At 72.1% G+C, this 19,021-nt stretch carries 14 protein-coding genes; 5 read left to right on the top strand and 9 right to left on the bottom strand.

What is annotated here, in order from left to right:
- Positions 1–709 precede the first annotated feature (709 nt).
- The gene (locus Q7A36_RS19590) at positions 710–910 is read right to left on the bottom strand and encodes a hypothetical protein (protein WP_305105427.1); all 201 of its coding nucleotides are present in this window, start codon (positions 908–910) and stop codon (positions 710–712) included.
- Positions 911–1,148: 238 nt separating this feature from the next.
- Between Q7A36_RS19590 and Q7A36_RS19585 the strand changes: the two genes are divergently transcribed.
- Positions 1,149–2,660, top strand: a complete 1,512-nt coding sequence (locus Q7A36_RS19585) for an ATP-dependent Clp protease adaptor ClpS (protein WP_305105426.1) — start codon at positions 1,149–1,151, stop codon at positions 2,658–2,660.
- Between the two features lie 124 nt (positions 2,661–2,784).
- Here the strand turns inward: Q7A36_RS19585 and Q7A36_RS19580 are convergent, their stop codons facing one another.
- The 5 genes from Q7A36_RS19580 to Q7A36_RS19560 form a co-directional block, all read right to left on the bottom strand.
- Entirely contained in the window at positions 2,785–4,335 is a 1,551-nt protein-coding gene (locus Q7A36_RS19580; RefSeq protein WP_305105425.1) for a DHA2 family efflux MFS transporter permease subunit, read from the bottom strand.
- On the bottom strand, positions 4,332–5,444 hold the full coding sequence (locus tag Q7A36_RS19575; protein ID WP_305105424.1) for an HlyD family secretion protein: 1,113 nt from the start codon (positions 5,442–5,444) through the stop codon (positions 4,332–4,334). Before Q7A36_RS19575 ends, Q7A36_RS19580 begins: the two co-directional genes overlap by 4 nt.
- A complete protein-coding gene (locus tag Q7A36_RS19570) occupies positions 5,441–6,496 on the bottom strand; it encodes an HlyD family secretion protein (protein ID WP_305105423.1) in 1,056 nt (351 codons plus the stop codon). Before Q7A36_RS19570 ends, Q7A36_RS19575 begins: the two co-directional genes overlap by 4 nt.
- Before the next feature lie 317 nt (positions 6,497–6,813).
- The gene (locus tag Q7A36_RS19565; RefSeq protein ID WP_305105422.1) at positions 6,814–7,368 is read right to left on the bottom strand and encodes a hypothetical protein; all 555 of its coding nucleotides are present in this window, start codon (positions 7,366–7,368) and stop codon (positions 6,814–6,816) included.
- A 333-nt stretch (positions 7,369–7,701) separates the two neighbouring features.
- The gene (locus tag Q7A36_RS19560; RefSeq protein WP_305105421.1) at positions 7,702–8,307 is read right to left on the bottom strand and encodes a helix-turn-helix domain-containing protein; all 606 of its coding nucleotides are present in this window, start codon (positions 8,305–8,307) and stop codon (positions 7,702–7,704) included.
- A gap of 115 nt (positions 8,308–8,422) precedes the next feature.
- Here Q7A36_RS19560 and Q7A36_RS19555 point away from each other — a divergent pair, with 115 nt between their 5' ends.
- Genes Q7A36_RS19555 through Q7A36_RS19540 form a run of 4 tightly spaced genes read left to right on the top strand, consistent with a single transcriptional unit; the run spans position 8,423 to position 15,000 of the window.
- Positions 8,423–10,438, top strand: coding sequence for a hydantoinase/oxoprolinase family protein (locus Q7A36_RS19555; RefSeq protein ID WP_305105420.1), 2,016 nt, complete (start codon positions 8,423–8,425; stop codon positions 10,436–10,438).
- Between the two features lie 6 nt (positions 10,439–10,444).
- Positions 10,445–12,097, top strand: a complete 1,653-nt coding sequence (locus tag Q7A36_RS19550) for a hydantoinase B/oxoprolinase family protein (protein ID WP_305105419.1) — start codon at positions 10,445–10,447, stop codon at positions 12,095–12,097.
- A 23-nt stretch (positions 12,098–12,120) separates the two neighbouring features.
- Positions 12,121–13,698: an ABC transporter substrate-binding protein gene (locus Q7A36_RS19545; protein WP_305105418.1), complete on the top strand. Its 1,578-nt coding sequence runs from the start codon at positions 12,121–12,123 to the stop codon at positions 13,696–13,698.
- A gap of 30 nt (positions 13,699–13,728) precedes the next feature.
- Positions 13,729–15,000, top strand: a complete 1,272-nt coding sequence (locus Q7A36_RS19540) for an NAD(P)/FAD-dependent oxidoreductase (protein WP_305105417.1) — start codon at positions 13,729–13,731, stop codon at positions 14,998–15,000.
- 58 nt (positions 15,001–15,058) lie between these two features.
- Here the strand turns inward: Q7A36_RS19540 and Q7A36_RS19535 are convergent, their stop codons facing one another.
- From Q7A36_RS19535 to fdhF, 3 genes are read right to left on the bottom strand one after another with little or no spacing between them, the layout of a single operon-like run.
- Positions 15,059–15,343, bottom strand: coding sequence for a formate dehydrogenase subunit delta (locus Q7A36_RS19535; RefSeq protein WP_305105416.1), 285 nt, complete (start codon positions 15,341–15,343; stop codon positions 15,059–15,061).
- Positions 15,340–16,149 carry a formate dehydrogenase accessory sulfurtransferase FdhD gene (gene fdhD, locus Q7A36_RS19530; protein ID WP_305105415.1) on the bottom strand — a complete coding sequence of 270 codons (810 nt, stop codon included), beginning with the start codon at positions 16,147–16,149 and terminating at the stop codon, positions 15,340–15,342. The genes Q7A36_RS19535 and fdhD overlap by 4 nt, the downstream gene beginning before the upstream one ends.
- 10 nt (positions 16,150–16,159) lie before the next feature.
- Positions 16,160–19,021, bottom strand: coding sequence for a formate dehydrogenase subunit alpha (fdhF, locus tag Q7A36_RS19525; RefSeq protein ID WP_305105414.1), 2,862 nt, complete (start codon positions 19,019–19,021; stop codon positions 16,160–16,162).

The raw sequence follows: 19,021 nt of genomic DNA, 5'->3' as shown, positions 1-19,021 counted from the left end.
TTGCCTCCTTGCCGGATTGCCGGCCGCGGGTCCCCCCGGGCCGGTGCAAGCCGCAGCAACGCCGCGCAACGAGGGCGGTTTGCTCCCCGGGACCGCGCCTGCAGGTCGGGTCACCGGATCGTTCCGTCGGGGTGCGATTCAGTCTCGATGCGGGTCGGGACCTCGCCCTGCCTGGCGGTGATTCGTCCGGGGCATCGCCCTCCATCGTGGCTTGCGCATGTTCCATCCGGCTACCCCGGCAGAATTGCGCCGAGTGGCAGTTGACCTGGTCGAAGCAGGCAAGGCGTGGGTCGAGGCCAAGCTGCCTATGGCGCGAACCGCCGCTTCGTTGGATGCGCAACTCGCGGGGAATTCGGTCGCGCTGTCGCTCCGCAGGTCGAATTCGATGCCGACGACCTCGCGGCCCGCGTCACCCTGTTCCTCTGCCCTGACCGTGCCGATCCGGTCGAGGCCGGTGGGCCACCCGGAGAGCCCGCACCATGATCCTGGACCCGACCGGCACCGTCAGCAGCACGCGGCCGGTCGGCCCGCCTCCACTGGACGCCTGACGGGCATAGCTATGCGTTTGCGCGCAGCACGCACCGCCGACAACGCCCTGCACCGAGCCGCACGCTGAAGAGGGCTGCGCCGGGCAGTCTGCAACTCCTGGAGCATGACGGCACGTCATCGACTCTCTTGCCCGGCGACGAACAGCCGGTCCGGGGCAGGATCACCAGCCGCGGATATGCGGCGTGTTCCTCGGCATGGAGAAGCCTTGGGTGCGGGGCGCGTTCCAGGCGGTATCGAAGGCGAGCAGCCAGTCCGGGTCCTGGGTCCGGTCGACCTTGGCCGCGGAGCTTCCGGTCGTGATGGCCGCCACCCCGATCAGTGCGAAGGCCACGCATAGGGTCAGGATCGTGATGCGCGTCATGGTGTCTGCCCGCACCTGTGAGAGCACCCCGGCTGCGCCGCCCGGGATTCACCACATCGAACGATGCCGGCCCTCATCGGTGGCATCAAAGCTCGGCGACGGTTACGTCCATCCAGGGCGTGCGGTGCCGCACTTGCCGGTGACCGGCCCCGGCGCCACCTCGCGGCCGCATGTGGCGGGGCGCCGCGGCCCGCCGCAGGGCAGTTGCCGAGGGCACGGCGGCAGGAGGATCCAGAGGATGAACGGCGCGCCCGCGACGACCGATGGCGGCACCGAGCCATTCCGACTGCTGCTCCTGAACGACGACCGGACGCCGCTGGACTTCGTCCTCTCGGTGCTCGAGACGCTGTGCGGCATGACGCGCGAGCAGGCCTATGCGACGGCGATCGAGGCGCACCGGCTCGGCCGCAGCACCTGCGGTATCCATCCGCGACCGGAGGCCGAGGCGAAGGTGGCGGAGGCGGCGGCGCTCGCCCGCCAGGCCGGCCACCCCCTCACCTTCCGCGCCGAGCCGCGCGGCGACCTGCCCGGCGAGACGGCGGACGGGGCGCCCCTGGCCGAGCCCGCGCGCCACCTCCCGGCACCCGGGCCGGAGGCCTGGGATCCGGAGGCGCCACGCGCGGGCATCCAGGAGATCGTCGACGACGCCCTCGACCAATTCAACGAGACCCGGCTCTGGCCGGCGCACCCGCTCGACGAGGGGCTCGCGGACGGGGCGGCATCCCTCTACTTCGGCGCCACGGGGGTCGTCTGGGCGCTCGACCACCTGCGCCGGCGTGGGGCGGCGCGCGTCGCGCGCGATCTCGTGCCGCTGCTGCCGCGGTTGCTGGCGGCGAGCCGGGAGGAAGTGGCGCGCGGCCCCTATCCCCGGCATGCCTCCTGGCTGATGGGAGAGGTCGGGGTGCTGGCGCTCGCGCTGCGCCTCGCCCCGAGCGCCGCCGTCGCGGACGAGCTCCATGCGCGCTGCGCCGCCAATCTCGACCTGCCCGTGCTGGAGCTCATGTGGGGCCTGCCCGGCAGCATGCTCGCTTGCCTCGTGGCCGACCGGCTGACCGGCGGCGAGGAGCGCTGGCGCGCGCTCCATGCGCGGCAGGCGGAACGCCTGCTCGGCTGCCTCGAGGAGACCGGGGACGGGCCGCTCTGGACGCAGGAGCTGTACGGGCAGCGGGCACGCTATCTCGGCCCCGTTCACGGCTTCGCCGGCAACATGCTGGCGCTGCTGCGGGGCTGGGCGTGGCTGGAGCCCAGACAGCGCGCCCGGGTGGCGGAGGCTGTGCCCCGCACCCTCGCGGCCACCGCCTGGCGGTCCGGGGATGGCACTACGGTGAACTGGCACGCGGTCGCGACCCGTGCCTCGCCGCCGCGCCTGCTGCAGCACTGCCATGGCGCGCCTGGCATGGTGACGAGCTTCGCCGATGGGCCGGTCCGCACGGCCGATCTTGACGCACTGCTGCTCGCGGCGGGCGAACTGGTCTGGCGGGCCGGTCCGCTCGCCAAGGGTCCGGGGCTGTGCCACGGCACCGCCGGGAATGGCTATGCCCTGCTGAAGCTCTGGCGGCATACCGGCGACGCTGCCTGGCTGGCCAGGGCGCGCGCCTTCGCGGCGGCCGCCATCCGGCAATACCGCGACGCCCGCGCACGCCATGGGCAGGGCCGCTACTCGCTCTGGACCGGCGATCTTGGCCTCGCGGTCTACCTGGCCGATTGCCTCTCGGGCGAGGCCGGCTTTCCGACCATCGACTGCTTCTGACGCCGCGGGCAGGTGGCCGGGTCGTGCGAGGCGTCGGCGCGCGGCACCGGCTCGGAACCTTCGCTCCGCGGCGCGACCGTTGAGCGGTGGACCGGGCCGCTGCATGCCTGCGCGCCGCGGTGGCTCACGCCGGCGAGCGCGCTGCCCCGGGGCGCGGGAAGCGCGGCGTCTCGCGGATCAGCAGCACGACCAGCAGCGCCGCAAGGCCCGCGAGGCCGATCAGGCCATAGGCATCGGTGCAGGCCAGCACGAAAGCCTGATTGCGCGCTCGTGCGGCGATCTCCGCCGCGGGCGTGCCGGCGAGGGCGCCTCCCCCCAGATGCTCCAGCAGCACCGCGTCATGCACGCGCTCCCGCACGGTGATGACCGCGCCGACCACGGCGCTCGCCAGCGATCCGGCGAGCGAGCGGACGATGTTGAAGAGCGCCCCGCCGGAGGGCGCATCCTGCATCTGCAGGCTGGAGGTCGCGATGAAGACCAGCGGCGTCATGACGAAGGGAAAGGCGCAGCCCTGGATCACCAGCCCGGGCAGCAGGTCGGCGCCGACCCATTCGCCGGTCATGCGCAGCGTCAGGCCCGCGCCCGTGACGAAGAGCGCGAAGCCGAAGGCCAGGACCAGGCGCGCGTCGATCACCCGCAGCAGCAGCGCGGCCAGCGGCGCGAGCAGCATCTGCGGCAGCGCCAGCCAGATCAGGATCGTGCCGATCTGCGCCTCGCGGTAGCCCTGCACCTGCACGGCATATTGCGGCAGCACATAGGCCGGCCCGAGCAGGGCGATGTTGAAGCCGAGGATCAGCACGAGGTCGAGGGTGAAGTTCGGCTTCCGCAGCAGCCGCAGGTCGATCACCGGATTGGGCCGCCTCAACTCGTGCACGACGAAGGCGGCCAGCATGACGCCCGCCAGCAGGAAGAGGCCGTTGATGGTGCCCGAATCGAACCAGTCGAGGTTCTGCCCCTGCAGCAGCGCCGCGACCAGGGCGGCGAGGCCGACGGCGCTGGTGCCGAGCGCGAAGTAGTCGCCGCGGCGGAAGGCCTCCAGCCGCACCGGCTCGGTGGGCAGGCCGACCAGCACCAGGAAGCAGGCGGGCGGCGCCAGCAGCAGGTTCTGCCAGAAGATCGCCTTCCAGGTCAGCGCCTCGGTGTACCAGCCGTCCAGCGTCTCGGCGATGGTCGGCGTCAGCACCGTGACGCAGGCATAGGCGGCGAAGCCCCAGGCGCGCTGGTGCAGCGGCAGGAAGCGCAGCAGCGACATCAGCAGCAGCGGGATCAGCGCCCCGCCGCCGAGGCCCTGCAGGAAGCGGCTGACCAGCAGGACCTGGTAGCCGGGCTGCGTGCTGCAGACGAGGCCGGCGCCGGTCAGCGTCAGCGTTGCCGCGACGATCGCACGCCGGCCGGTGAAGATGCCGGCCAGCCAGGGCGTCAGCGGCACCACCGCGATCTCGCCCATGGAATAGGCGACGGAGAGCCAGGTGCCGTCGATGGTATCGACGCCCAGCGCGCCGCGCAGGTCGGCCAGGCCGAAGCTCACCAGGCGGCTGTTCAGCAGCGCCATCAGCGCCGCCAGCCAGGCGCCGGCGAGGCCGAGCAGGAGCCGCGGCGTCAGCGGCGGCGGACCGGCAGGCGCCGGATCCCGCAGCGGCGGCTGCAGGGCACGCAGCAGGTGGCCTAGGGTCATGGATCGGTCGTCTCGACCGTGACCTCGACCGAGAGGCCCGGCAGCAGGCGCCCGGCGAGCGGGCCGGGATCGTCGAGCAGGATCTTCACCGGCAGGCGCTGCACGATCTTGGTGAAGCTGCCGACCGCGCGGTCCGGCGGCAACAGGCTGCCGAGCGCCTGGCTGCCCGGCTCGAAGCTGTCGACCCGGCCGTGCAGGACGGTGCCGGGATAGGCATCCACCGTGACCTGGGCGCGCTGCCCGGCCTGCATGCGGCCGAGCTGGCTCTCCCGGAAATTCGCCACCGCCCAGACATGGTCGAGCGGCACGAATTGCGTCAGCAGCGTGCCGGGCTGCACATATTGGCCGACCCGCACGGCGCGGCTGCCGACCATGCCGTCCGCCGGCGCGACCACGCGCGTGTAGCGCAGCGTGACCTGCGCCTGTTCCAGCGCCGCCCGGGCGCCGAGCACCGCCGCGGCCGCCTGTTCCAGCCCGGCGCGCAGCACCGCAAGCTGCGCCTGCTGCGCGCCGAGATCGGCGCGATTGCCGGCGATCGTCGCCTGCAAGCGCTGGGCATCCGCCGATGCCTGGTCCCAGATGCGCGGAATGAAGGCGGGCGTGTTGCGCAGCTCCTCCTGCCGCACCTGCTCGAGCTGCGCCCGGCGCAGGTCGGCCGCGGTGGCGTCGATGGTGCGGCGGGCGACCTCCACCTGGCTCTCCTGCTGCGCCGCCTGGGCCTGCGCCAACGCCTGCGCGGCCTCGGCCTGGGCGAGGGCGGCCTGGGCGCGGTCGCGCTGCGCGCGGTAGTCCGCATCCTCCACCTCGAAGAGCAGGTCGCCGGCCTTCACCACCTGGTAGTCGGCGATGGCGACGCGGCCGACATAGCCGGAGAGCCGGGCGCTGAGCTGCCGCGGATCGCCGCGCAGATAGGCGTCGTTGGTCCATTGCCGCGACTGACCGAGCAGCAGCTCGTCCCAGTCCACCACCAACACGCCGGCGGCGAGCAGGCCGAGCGCCACCACCACGGCGCGCACGACGATGCCGCGCAGGCTTGGCGGGGGCGGTGCGGTGGGCGCGGCCGGGAGGGGGGCGGAGGTCTGCGGCCGCAGGTCGCGCAGCTCCGTCATGGCCCTGCCTCCGCCGCGGCGCGGGTGAAGACCTGGGCGCGTGCCGACATGCCCGGGGCGACGCGTCCCGTGAGCCCGGTGCCCGCCAGGTCGAGCGCGAGCTTCACCGGAACCCGCTGCACCACCTTGGTGAAATTGCCGGTGCTGTTGTCGGCTGGCACCAGGCTGAACTGCGCGCCCGTGGCCGGTGCGATGCCGGCGACGCGGGCGGGGATGGCGGTGCGGCCGAAGCTGTCCACGCGCACCTCCGCCCGCGCGCCGGGGCGGATATCGGTGATCTGCCGCTCGGTGAAATTCGCGCTCACCCAGACGCCCTCGAGCGGCGTGACCGTGCCCACGACGGTGCCGGGCGCGACCAGGGACCCCTCCCTCACCTGCCGGGCGCCGAGCCTGCCGTCGATGGGGGCGGTGATGCGCGTCCAGCCGAGGTTCAGCTCGGCCAGCCGCAGCTCGGCCGCGGCGGCGGCCTGGCGGGCGCGGGCCTGGTCGAGCTGCGCCGCCAGCACCGCCCGCTGCCGCTCCCGCAGGGCGAGCTGCGCCTGCGCCTGGGCATGGGTGGCAAGGCTGCGCATCTGGTCGGCCTCCGCCGCCTCGAAGCTGCGTCGCGTGCCGGCCAGGGTCGGCAGCAGGGTCCGCTGCCGCTGCAATTCGTTGGCGATGGCCGGCATCCCGGCCTCGATCGCCAGGACCGCGGCGCGGGCCTGCTCGATCACCTGCTCCACCACGCCCTGCTGCTCCTGCAGGGAGCGGATCGCGGCATCGGCGGCGACGAGGTTGGCGCGGGCCTGGTCGCGGGCGGCGACATAGTCGTCGTCCACCAACTCGACGATGAGGTCGCCACGGCGCACCGGCTGGTTGTCCGCGACCGGCACGCGGCGGACATAGGCCGGCAGGTGCGAGGCGAGCGGCGTCCGGTCGCCGTCCACATAGGCATCCACGGTGACCGGGTCGTCACGCCGGTTCAGCGCGCTGCGGGTCCCGAGCACGAGCATGGCCGCCCCGACCACCGCCGTGACACCCAGGAGGAACAGCAGGAAGGATCGAGGTGGCATCGATGCAGCGCTCTCCGGTCTGCAATCCTGGCCCTATGCCGCATCGCACGGCCGGGACAGAAGGCGCAGGAGAGGCGACCGCGGGGGCCATCAACCGATTGTGTGTCGTTGCCGGGGGCCGGTTCGCGGCACCGGGCAGGTGGGCGCGGCGAGGCGACGCGGTGCCGCTTCGGAAGGCGGATGACAGCCGCGAAGGGCATCGGACCGGGACGCGCGACCGCTGCGCATGCCCCATCCCGTTCATCGCCGCGAAAGGCCGCGTCGCCCGGCAGGGAAGCATCGCATCGGGCCGATGCACTCCCTCGGCCCGGGCCGGCTCAATAGCGGCGGAACAATCTGCTCCACCAGGACGGACCGGGTTCATCCTCGACCCAGGCATAGCCCCGCTCCTCGCCCCATTTCCGGGGGGAGGGTTCGGACGAACCCGACATCCTGCCGGCCGCCGGTTGCGGAATATGGGCCAGTTCCGGACCGAGCTTCAGGGGAGGAACACGCTCCTGGCGCTCCGCGGCAAAGCGGCCTGCGTCATCGGGTGGGCGAGACTGGTGCGCTGCCGTCGTGCCTCGCGCGGCGGTGACAGCCTCACCGATCGCGTCCAGCAGATCGTGGCGCAACCGTTCGATCCTGTCCTGCACGGCGGCTTCCATGGCTTCCGCGCGCCGGAGCATGTCGCGGGCGCTCTGGTCGCACTGCGCCGCGCGGGCCTCGGCGCTGAGCCGGGCTTCGCGTTCCAGGTCAATCTGGCTCTCCGCCGCTTCCGCGCGTCGCTCCGCTGCCTCGGCGCGAAGGCGCAGATCGCCTGCGAGACGGTCGAGTGCCGAGAGCACGGCCTCGAGCGGTGGGCTATTGGCGCTGGAACTGTCGGTCGACATGGCTACGTCCCGGATTTTCGCGTATCAGAAAGCAGGACAAGGCGGCCGAACTTCGGCAGCAATTGGGCCGGGGAGAAGGCGGCGCCAGTCTCCGACGATGTCTTCGGGTCGTGGCGTACCGCTTCGCCCGCGCCGCCTGCCGTGAGGTGCCCCACACTGCCGGCCCTGACGACGTAACGGGCATGGGGCCGGCATGTTGCACCGGCTGGTATCCTCGTCGGCCTGCCGGTGTGGGCCGCGCGGCGCGGAGGCGGTGATGGTGGCCGCCGGGACAGCCCGCAACCGGATCCTTCGGGGCGGCCGATCCGCCCGACCACGTTCGGGATGCTTCGTTCAGTAGAGCGGCGGCGTCACCGCCCAGAGGACGACGCAGCGCAGCGGCCCCGGATTGGCGAAGCGGTGCGGCAGGGTGCTGAGGAAGCGGAAGGAATCGCCCGCCTGCAGCAGGCCTGCGGTGCCATCCACCTCGAGCTCCAGCACGCCTTCCAGCACGGTCCCGGCATCCTCGCCCGCATGCCGGTAGGGCGCCTCGCCGGAGGACCCGCCGGCCTCGATGGTGATCAGCATCAGTTCGATCTTCCCGTCGCCCTCGGGGCTCAGCAACTCCTTCGTGATGCCCTTGGCGGAGAGGTCGAGCACGCGGCGCTGCGCGCGGCGCTGGATCCAGGCCGGCCCCTGCGGCGCGGCGCCGGGGTCGCTGAAGAACCAGCCGATCGGCACCGCGAAGATCTCGGCGAGCTTCTGCAGCGACCGGATCGAGGGCGCGGAGACTCCGCGTTCAATCTGGCTCAACATCCCGACCGACAACCCGCTGCGCGCCGAAAGATCCTGCAGGGTCCATTCCCGCCGCTGGCGCATGCCGCGCAGGCGCAGCCCAAGGATGGGTTCACGCTCCGGCGCCGCGGTCGCGGCCCCTGGCGCAGGGGGGATATCGGGCATCGCCGTGGTCCTCAGGCCTTCCTCGACATTGAAAAATTTCGCCCTGCTTTTTCAATGGGGTTGCAGAGCTGCCGTGCTTCGGTAAGGTAGTCGCCGGCAGTCCAGGAAGCAAAGCATGCGCGTAGGGATCGAGGTGGGGGGCACCTTCACCGATCTGGTCGCCGTGGACCGGGGCGAGGTTCGCGTCGTCAAGGTGCCCTCCACGCCCCGCAGCCCCGATATCGGCGCCTTCAATGCGCTCGGCGCCGCCGGCATCCCCGCCGGGAGCGTGACCGACCTGGTGCATGGTTCCACCATCGCCACCAACGCCATCCTGGAGCGGCGCGGCGCCGACATCGCCTTCATCGCCACCCGCGGCTTTCGCGACATCCTGTTTATGCAGCGGCACGACCGCCGCCGCATCTACGACCTGCACTATGCCAAGCCCGCCCCGCCCGTCCGCCGGCGCGACTGCTTCGAGGTCACCGAGCGCATCGGGGCCGACGGCACGGTGATCCAGCCCTTGGACGAGGCGGCGGTGGCCCGCGACCTGCTGCCCGCGCTCGAAGCGGGCGCCTACCGCGCCATCGCGATCTGCCTGCTGTCCGCCTATGCCTCGCCCGCGCACGAGATGCGGCTGAAGGAACTGATCGCCGCCGCGCTGCCCGGCGTCACCATCACCGCCAGCCACGAGATCGCCCCGGAGTTCCGCGAGTTCGAGCGCGCCTCCACGACAGCGCTCTCGGCCTATGTGCAGCCGGTGATCGACGGCTATCTCGCGCGCTTCGAGGCGACGCTGGCCGGTGCCGGATTCGCCGGGCATTTCAGCGTCATGCAGTCGAATGGCGGGCGCATGCCGGCGGCCGCCATGCGGCGCAACGCCATCTCCGCCCTGCTCTCCGGCCCCGCGGCGGGCGTAGTGGGCGCGATCCGGCAGGCGGCCCGGTCGGGCCGCGGCAACCTCGTCACCTTCGACATGGGCGGCACCTCGACCGATGTCGCGCTGGTGCAGGATGGCGAGGCCGCGCTCGCCGCCGAGACGGAGGTGGACGGGCTGCCGATCCGCACGCCGGTGCTCGACATCGTCACCGTGGGCGCGGGCGGCGGCAGCCTGGTCTGGATCGACGACGGCGGCATGCTGCGCGTGGGTCCCCGCAGCGCGGGCGCAGAGCCGGGGCCGGCCTGCTACGGCCGCGGCGGCACCATGCCGACCGTGACGGATGCGCATGTGGTGCGCGGCACCATCCGCCCGGATGCCTTCCTCGGCGGCGGCATGTCGCTCAACCCGGATGCCGCGCACCGCACCTTCGAGGAGGTGGCGAGGCGCCTCGGCACCGATATCCGCGGCGCCGCCGCGGCGGCCATCCGGCTCGCGGTCGCCAACATCGTCCGCGCCATGCAGCTCGTCTCCACCGAGCGCGGCCGCGACCCGCGCGACTATGCGCTGCTGCCCTTCGGCGGCGCGGGCCCGCTGCTGGCGGCGGAGATCGCCGAGGAACTCGGCATCCGCGAGATCCTGGTGCCGCCCAATCCCGGGGTGATCTCGGCGCTCGGCCTGCTCTCGGCGGATTATGTGACGGTGCGCGGCGTGACGCGGCGCGTGACGCTGGACGAGGCGACGCCCGGCGTCATCGCCGCCGATTGCGCGCGGCTCCGCCAGGCGACAGAGGCGGAGTTCGCCGCGCTCGGCCTCACCGGACCGCTGGAGCCGAGCCTCGAGCTCGACATGCGCTTCATCGGCCAGGCCTTCGAGATCCCGGTGACCGTCGATCCCGCGACGGTCGGTTCCCTCTCCGCCGCCGATCTCGGCGCGCGATTCGCGGACGAGCATCGCCGCGTCTACCTGCATGGCGGCGAGCCCGGGCGGCGGGTGGAGCTGGTGGGGCTTCGCTTCGGCCTGCGCCGCCGGCTCGACGCCCTGCCCGAGGTGCGGGAGCGCGCGGCCGGCTTGCGGCGCCCGGCGACCGCCGAGGTCGTGACCGGCGCCGCCACGGTGCAGGCGCGCCTCGCCGATGCTGCGGCGCTCGGCCTCGGCGAGGTGGTGCAGGGCCCGGCGCTGATCGAGGGCTATTCCTCGACCACCTGGGTCCCGCCCGGCTGGAACGGCGCCCGCGACGCCGCGGGCAACATGCTGCTGCGGAGGGAGGGCTAGGCACCCATGGAACTCGACCCGGTCGAATACGCGATCCTCAGCCAGTCGGTGATCGCGGCCGCGCGCGAGATGGGCGCGAAGCTCATCCGCTCCGCTTATTCCACCATCCTGCGCGAGGCGCGGGACGGCTCCGCCGCGCTGCTCGACGCCGAGGGCTTCACCGTCGCGCAGGCCGAGCTGATCCCGATGCAGCTCGGCAGCATCGGCCCGATCTTCCAGCCCTGCAAGGCGATGTTCCCGAGGGAAACGCTGGAGGAGGGCGACTTCCTCGTCATCAACGACCCCTATTCCGGCGGCCAGCACCTCCAGGACGTGTTCTTCTTCCACCCGATCTTCGTGGAGGGCGAGGTGATCGGCTTCGCCGCCTCGGTCGCGCACCATCTCGACCTCGGCGGCGGCGCGCCCGGGCTGAACGCGGCCGCGCGCGACGTCTATGCCGAGGGCCTCATCATCCCGCCCATGAAGCTCAACATGGCGCGCGACTGGCACGGCGGCGGCTTCCAGCGGCTGCTGCGGGCGAATGTCCGGGTGCCGCAGCAGACCATGGGCGATTTCGACGCGCAGATCGCCGCCAACAACATCGGCGTGCTGCGCGTGCAGGAACTGGCCGCGCGCTACGGCAAGGCGAAGGTCAAGGCGACCATGGCCGCGCTGCAGGACTATTCCGAGCGCCGGATGCGCGCGGCCATCGCGCAGGTGCCCGACGGCACCTATCGCGGCGAGGCGCAGATGGACGACGACGGCCTCGGCAAGAGGCCCATCACCGTGTGCGTGGCGGTGACGGTCGCGGGCGATTCCATCGCGGTGGACTTCGCCGGCACCGATCCGCAGGTGGGCACCAACCTCAACTGCCCCTTCGCCTCGCTGATCTCGGCCTCGGTCTCCTGCCTCAAGGCGGCGCTGACCAGCCCCGACATCCCCTTCAACGACGGCGCGCTGCGGCCGATCCGGGTGACGGCGCCCAAGGGCTCGCTGCTGAACCCGAACCATCCGGCGCCGGTGCGCGCGCGCATGATCTCCGCCTCGCGCGCCTGGAACGCGGTGATGATGGCGGTGGCACAGGCCGCGCCGGAGAAGGCGATCGCCCAGGGCTACGACACCACGACGGCCTTCTGCCTCTCCTGGCTCGGGCCGAAGGGCTGGTCGGTCTATCTCGAGGTCTATGGCGGCGGCTATGGCGCGGGCCTCGCCAATGACGGCTGCGACGCCGTCGACAATCCGCTGTCGAACTGTTCCAACACGCCGGTCGAGGCGATGGACCAGGACTTCTCCTTCTTCCGCGTGACCGAATACGCGCTGCGGCCGGACAGCAGCGGCCGCGGCGCACGGCGCGGCGGCGCCGGCTTCAGCCGCAGCTACGAGATCCTCGCCGAGGAGGCGCTGGTCTCCTACTACAGCGACCGCTTCACCGGCGCAGCGGCCGGGCTCTTCGGCGGCGGCACCGGCGCTTCGGGCAAATGCGAGGTGCGCCGCGGCAACGAGATCATCAGCCTCGACAGCAAGGTCTCCTTCGCGCTGCGCCGGGGCGACCTGGTGACCATCAGCCTCGGCGGCGGCGGCGGCTACGGCGCGCCCGCGGATCGCCCGGCCGCGCTGATCGCACGCGACGTCGAGGACGGGATCGTCACGAGAGACCTCGCGGCGGCCTGGGCGCAATAGCGCCGGCCAGGGGAGACACGGTGATGCAGCGCAGGTCCTTCCTCCAGGCGGCGGGCGCCGCGCTGATGGCGCCTGCCCTGGCGCAGGCCCAGGGTTCGCGCGTCATCCGCTTCAAGCCGAATGCGGATGCGACCATCCTCGATCCGCTCTTCAGCACCGCCTTCTCCACGCGGTACTTGGCGCTGCTGAGCTACGACATGCTCTACGGCATGGACAATGCGCTGAACCCGCAGCCGCAGATGGCCGCGGGCCACGTCACCGAGAACGAGGGCAGGCTCTGGCGCATCACGCTGCGGGAGGGGCTGCGGTTCCACGACAACGAGCCCGTGCGGGCCAGCGACTGCGTGGCGAGCCTTCGCCGTTGGGGCCGCGTGGACGTCATGGGCCAGATGCTGATGGCCGCGACGGATGACCTCTCGGCGCCGGACGACCGGACGATCGTCTTCCGCCTGAAGCATCCCTTCCCGCTGCTGCTGCATGCGCTCGCCAAGAGCACGAGCTACATCCCGGTCATGATGCCCGAGCGGCTCTTCGCCGCCGATCCCACCAAACAGGTGACCGAGGTGGTGGGCAGCGGGCCCTATCGCTACCTGGCGAGTGAGCGGGTGAACGGCGCCCGTTCCGTCTGGCAGAAGTTCGAAGGCTACGTGCCGCGGCCGGACGGGGTGCCGCAATTCACCGCCGGTCCCAAGCACGCCCATATCGAGCGCGTCGAGTGGAGCATCATCCCCGACCACTCCACCGCCGCGGCGGCCGTCATCAGCGGCGAGGTCGACTGGTACGAGGACGTGCTGCTCGACCTGCTTCCCGTCCTGCGGCGGGAGCGCAATGTGACCATCGGCAGCTACAACCCTGCCGGCAATATGGGCATCCTGCGGCTGAATCATCTGCAGCCGCCCTTCGACAACCCGGCCATCCGCCGCGCCCTGCTGGGCGCGATCGACCAGGCCGAGATCATGACGGCGGTCGCGGGCAGCGATCCCGCGCTCTGGAACGCGAAGGTCGGCGTCTTCTGCCCCGCCTCCCCCATGGCCTCGGATGCCGGCATGGCGGTGCTGAACGGGCCGCGGGACTACGCCAAGGTTCGTCGCGACCTCGAAGCCGCGGGCTACAGGGGAGAGAAGATCGGCTTCCTCTCCGCCGTGAATTTCGGGACCATGGCACGCCAGGTGGACGTCGCCGCGGACCAGTTCGCGCGCGCGGGGCTCAATGTCGAGGTCATTCCCGTCGATTTCGGCGTCTGGCTGCAGCGGCGCGCCAATCGCGGCCCGGTCGATCAGGGCGGCTGGAGTTGCACGACGACGCTGCTGCCCGGGCTCGACCTCTGGGACCCCACCGCGCATCTCGGCCTGCGCGGCAATGGCCTCGCCGCCTGGCCGGGGTGGCCGACCAGCGAGGCGCTGGAGAGGCTGCGAGCCCAATGGGTGGAGGCACCGGATGTGCCCTCGCGGCAGGCGATCGCCCGGCAGTTGCAGGAGCAGGCCTTCCAGGACGTGCCCTATATTCCGACGGGCCAGTGGAAGGACCTGACGGCCTATCGGCGGAACCTGACCGGGATGCTCTCGGGCATGCCGCTCTTCTACAACCTGCGCAAGGGCTAGCCGGTCGCGGGCCGGTCCAGGAGTTCGCCGATGCTGCCGCCGAGCCTCTATGCCGCCACTGCCCGCCCTGCGGTGCCGACGCCGCCGCTCCAGGGCGACCGGCGGGCCGATGTGGTGGTGGTGGGCGCCGGCTTCACCGGGCTTTCCACGGCGCTGCACCTCGCGGAGCGCGGCACCGATGTGGTGGTGCTGGACGCGCAGGAGCCGGGCTGGGGCGCGTCCGGGCGCAATGGCGGGCAGGTCAATCCCGGCCTGAAGGCCGATCCCGACCAGGTGGAGGCGGATTTCGGGCCGGAGCTCGGCGGCCGCATGGTGCGCTTCGCCTGGGGCGCGCCGGAGACGACCTTCGCGCTCATCCGGCGCTGGCAGATCGCCTGTGATGCGCGCCAGGGCGGCACGCTGCGCGCCGCCTACCAGCCGGCGCCGGCGGAGGGCGTGCGTCGCTCCGCCGAGCAGGGCATGCGGCGTGGGTTCCCGGTGACGCTGCTGGAGCGCGACGCGGCGCGGGATGCGACGGGTATGGACCGCTATGCCGCGGTGATGCGGGATGCGAGCGGCGGCGATCTGCAGCCGCTCGATTATGCGCGCGGGCTGGCGCGCGCGGCCACGCAGGCGGGGGCGCGGGTGCATGGCGGCACGCCGGTGACCGCCCTGACCCGCGCGGAGGGTCGCTGGCGCATCGCAACGCCATCGGGGACGGTCACGGCGGATACCGTCGTCCTCGGCACCAATGGCTATACGGACGACCTCTGGCCGGGGCTGCGGCGCAGCGTGGTGCCGGTCTTCAGCTCCATCGCGGCGACGGCGCCGCTGCCGGCCGCCGCAGTGCGGGGCATCATGCCGATGCGCGCCTCGCTGTACGAGAGCGGGCATATCACGGTCTATCTGCGGGTCGATCAGCAGGACCGGCTGTTGATGGGCGGTCGCGGGCCGCAGCGGCCGATCGGCGATCCCTCGCCCGTCGCCTACCTGATGCGCTATGCGGAGCGGCTCTGGCCCGGGCTGGCCGGCGTGGCTTGGACGCATGGCTGGAACGGGCAATTGGCGATGACGCGGGATCACTACCCGCATCTCCACCAGCCGGCGCCGGGGCTGATCTGCTGCCTCGGCTACAACGGCCGCGGCGTCGCGTTGGCGACGGCCATGGGCGGCGAGATCGCGCGGCTGGCGACGGGCACCCCGGCCGCGGAGATCGCCATGCCGGTGACGCCGATCCGGCCCATGCCGTTCCACGGGTTCTGGCGGGTCGGCGTGGCGGCGAAGGTGCTGGAGGGACGGCTGCGCGACCGGCTGGGACTGTGATCAGCCTCGAAGCAGTCCTCCGCTTCCGGCTTTCGCGCCGGGGCGGAGGCGCCGCCGGTCACCCGGCATCGCTCGTCAATGCCCCGGCGGTCTCCGGCCCGGCCACCGCCTTTTCGATGGGGCTATCGCCGCCCGGCATGCCCCGCAGCGCGGACACCACCACCGGGTCGAGGCCCGCCGCCCCGGCGCGCCAGAGCGCGAGGAGGTCGTCGCGCATCCGCGGCGTCCAGAAGGCGACGAGGTGCTCGCGCGTGCCCGCCACCGCCTCGGCCTCCGGATAGGGGTGGAAGAAGGCGGCAATCTGGTTCGCCATGCGGACCAGCGTCTCGGCCTGCCTGCTCATGCCGGCACCGCTTCGGTCAGCACGCGCTCTGCGCCGTGGAAGACGGTGACGGCATCGCGCCGCGCGATGGCCAGCAGGGTCATGTCGTGGTGCCGGGCGCGCTCGAGCGCGAGGGAGGTCGGCGCGGAGATGGCGACGAGCGCGCGCGCGCCGAGCATCGCCGTCTTCTCCACCATCTCGAAGGAACAGCGGCTGGTGACGAGGACGAAGCCGTCCGCGGCCGCGATGCCGCCGCGCAGCATGGCGCCGGCGAGCTTGTCGAGCGCGTTGTGCCGCCCGACATCCTCCCGCACCAGCACCAGCCGCCCCGCCCCGTCGGCGAAGGCCGCCGCGTGCACGCCGCGGGTCGCATCGCCGAGCGGCTGGCGCGCCTCCAGCGCCGCCAGCGCGCGCCGCACCGCGCCCAGCGCCAGGCGCGGCGCGGGCCCGGCGGCGCGCGGCGCCTCGGGCAGATCCTCCAGCGCCTCGATGCCGCAGAGACCGCAGCCGGTGCGGCCGACCATGGCGCGCCGCCGTGACAGGTGCGCATGCAGGCGGGCCGGCGCCAGGTTCACCGTGAGGCGGAGGCCACGCTCCTCCTCTTCGACCACCACGCCCCGGATGTCGGCGGCCGCGCCGATGACGCCTTCCGTCAGGCTGAAGCCATAGGCAAAATCCTCCAGGTCGGCGGGCGTCGCCATCATGACGGCGAAGGGCACGCTGGCATAGGCGATGTTCACCGCCACCTCCTCCGGCACGGCGCGCTCGCCATGCTCCGGCTCGCCCTCGAAGGGCAGGACCACCGCCCTGGCCGGGACGGCACCCACGGGGAGCGCCCTACTCGGCGGCATGTGCGGGTGCGGCGCGGCGGGTCAGCGCCGCGTCCTCCTCGAAAAAGCGGGCCTGCCAGTCCGACGGCCGGTTGGTTCGCCGCACCTGCACCGCCGTCACCTTGTATTCCGGGCAGTTGGTCGCCCAGTCCGAGAAGTCCGTGGTGATGACATTGGCGCCCGTCTTGGCGTGGTGGAAGGTGGTATAGACCACGCCGGGCTGCACGCGCTCGGTGATCCGAGCGCGGATCGCGATGTCGCCGGAGCGGCTCTCGACCGAGACCAGGTCGCCATCCCTGATTCCCCGCAACTCGGCATCGAAGGGGTGGATCTCCAGCACGTCCTCTTCGTGCCAGCGGCTGTTCTGCGTGCGGCGGGTCTGCGCGCCGACATTGTACTGCGTGAGGATCCGGCCGGTGGTCAGGATCAGCGGGAAGCGCGGCCCGGTCCGCTCCTCGGTCGGGACGAAGTCCGTGAGCATGAACCGGCCCTTGCCGCGCACGAAGCGGTCCACATGCATCATCGGCGTGCCTTCGGGCGCGGCCTCGTTGCAGGGCCACTGGATGGAGCCTAGGGCCTCGAGCTTCGCATAGCTGACGCCGGCGAAGCTCGGCGTCAGGGCGGCGATCTCGTCCATGATCTCGGAGGGATGCGCGTAGGTCATGGCATAGCCGAGGGCACTGGACAGCGCCATGGTCACCTGCCAGTCGGCGAGGCCGCCCAGCGGCTCCATGACCTTGCGCACGCGGTTGATGCGCCGCTCGGCATTGGTGAAGGTGCCGTCCTTCTCCAGGAAGCTCGATCCCGGCAGCAGCACATGGGCGTATTTCGCCGTCTCGTTCAGGAAGATGTCCTGGACGACGACGCATTCCATGGCGCGCAGCGCGGCGGTGACGTGCTGGGTGTCCGGGTCGGACTGGGCGATGTCCTCGCCCTGGACATAGAGGCCGAGGAAGCGGCCCTCCACCGCCTCGTCCAGCATGTTGGGGATGCGGAGCCCCGGCTCGGCCTCGAGCCGCACGCCCCAGAGCGCCTCGAAGCTCTGCCGCGTGGCATCGTCCGCGACATGGCGGTAGCCCGGCAACTCATGCGGGAAGCTGCCCATGTCGCAGGAGCCCTGGACGTTGTTCTGCCCGCGCAGCGGGTTCACTCCGGTCCCCTCCCGCCCGACATTGCCGGTGGCCATGGCGAGGTTCGCCATGGCCATGACCATGGTCGAGCCCTGGCTGTGCTCGGTGACGCCGAGGCCATAGTAGATCGCCGCGCGGCCGCCGGTGGCATAGAGCCGCGCCGCGGCGCGGAGTTCCGCCGCCGGCACGCCGGTCAGGTCCTCCACCGCCTCGGGCGCGTGCCGCGCCTCGGCGATGAAGCGGGCCCAGACCTCGAAGTCGCCGATCTCGCAGCGCTCCCGCACATAGGCCTCGTCCACCAGCCCCTCGGTGACGATGACATGCGCCATGGCGTTCACCACGGCGACGTTGCTGCCGGGGCGGAGCTGCAGGTGGTGCGCGGCGCGGATATGCGGGCCGCGCACCAGGTCGATCCGCCGCGGGTCGATGACCACCAGCTTCGCCCCCGCCCGCAGCCGCTTCTTGAGGCGGGAGGCGAAGACCGGATGCCCCTCCGTCGGGTTGGCGCCGATCACCAGCACCACGTCGGACTGCTCGACCGAGCGGAAGTCCTGCGTGCCGGCCGAGGTGCCGAGCGTCGCCTTCAGCCCGTAGCCAGTGGGGGAGTGGCAGACCCGCGCGCAGGTATCGACGTTGTTGTTGCCGAAGCCGGCGCGGACCAGCTTCTGCACCAAGTAGGTCTCCTCATTGGTGCAGCGGGAGGAGGTGATGCCGCCGACCGCGTCGCGGCCGTATTGCGCCTGGATCCGCCGGAACTCCGAGGCGGCATGGGCGATCGCCTCCTTCCAGGAGACCTCGCGCCAGGGATCGGTGATCCGCGCCCGGATCATCGGCTGCGTGATCCGGTCCTTGTGGTGGGCATAGCCCCAGGCGAAGCGGCCCTTGACGCAGGAATGGCCTTCGTTCGCGCGGCCAGCCTTGTAGGGCACCATGCGGATCACGGTGCTGCCCTGCATCTCCGCCTTGAAGGAGCAGCCGACGCCGCAATAGGCGCAGGTGGTGACGACGGAATGCTCGGGCTGGCCCTGCTCGATCACCGTGTTCTCGATCAGCGTCGCGGTCGGGCAGGCCTGCACGCAGGCGCCGCAGGAGACGCAATCGGAGGCGAAGAAGTCCGTGCCGCCGGCCGAGACGCGGCTGTCGAAGCCGCGGCCCTCGATGGTCAGCGCGAAGGTGCCCTGCACCTCCTCGCAGGCCCGGACGCAGCGGTTGCAGACGATGCATTTGGACGGGTCGTAGGTGAAATAGGGGTTGGTCCTGTCCTTCGGCAGCGCCAGCGGCGAGTCCGCGTGGACGTGGTTGGCGCCCTCCGTGCCGTAGCGCACCTCGCGCAGCCCGACCTGCCCCGCGGTGTCCTGCAACTCGCAATCGCCATTGGCCGCGCAGGTCAGGCAGTCCAGCGGGTGGTCGGAGATATAGAGCTCCATCACCCCGCGCCGCAGCCGCCCCAGCCGCTCCGTCTGGGTGCGCACCACCATGCCCGGCTCGGCCGGGGTGGTGCAGGAGGCGGGGGTGCCCCGCCGTCCCTCGATCTCGACCAGGCACATGCGGCAGGAGCCGAAGGGCTCCAGCATGTCCGTCGCGCAGAGCTTCGGGATCCTGGTCCCGAGCAGCGCCGCCGCCGCCATGACGGAGGTGCCGGCCGGCACCGTCACGGCCTGGCCGTCGATGGTGAGCGTCACGCTTTCCGCCGCCGGGCGGATCGGGGTGCCGGTATCGGCTTCGCGGATCAGGCCCAT

This window comes from Paracraurococcus lichenis (assembly GCF_030657435.1).
GTDB lineage: Bacteria > Pseudomonadota > Alphaproteobacteria > Acetobacterales > Acetobacteraceae > Paracraurococcus > Paracraurococcus lichenis.
The sequence above is the reverse complement of the archived record's forward strand: the minus strand, read 5'-3'. Positions and strand labels throughout refer to the sequence as shown.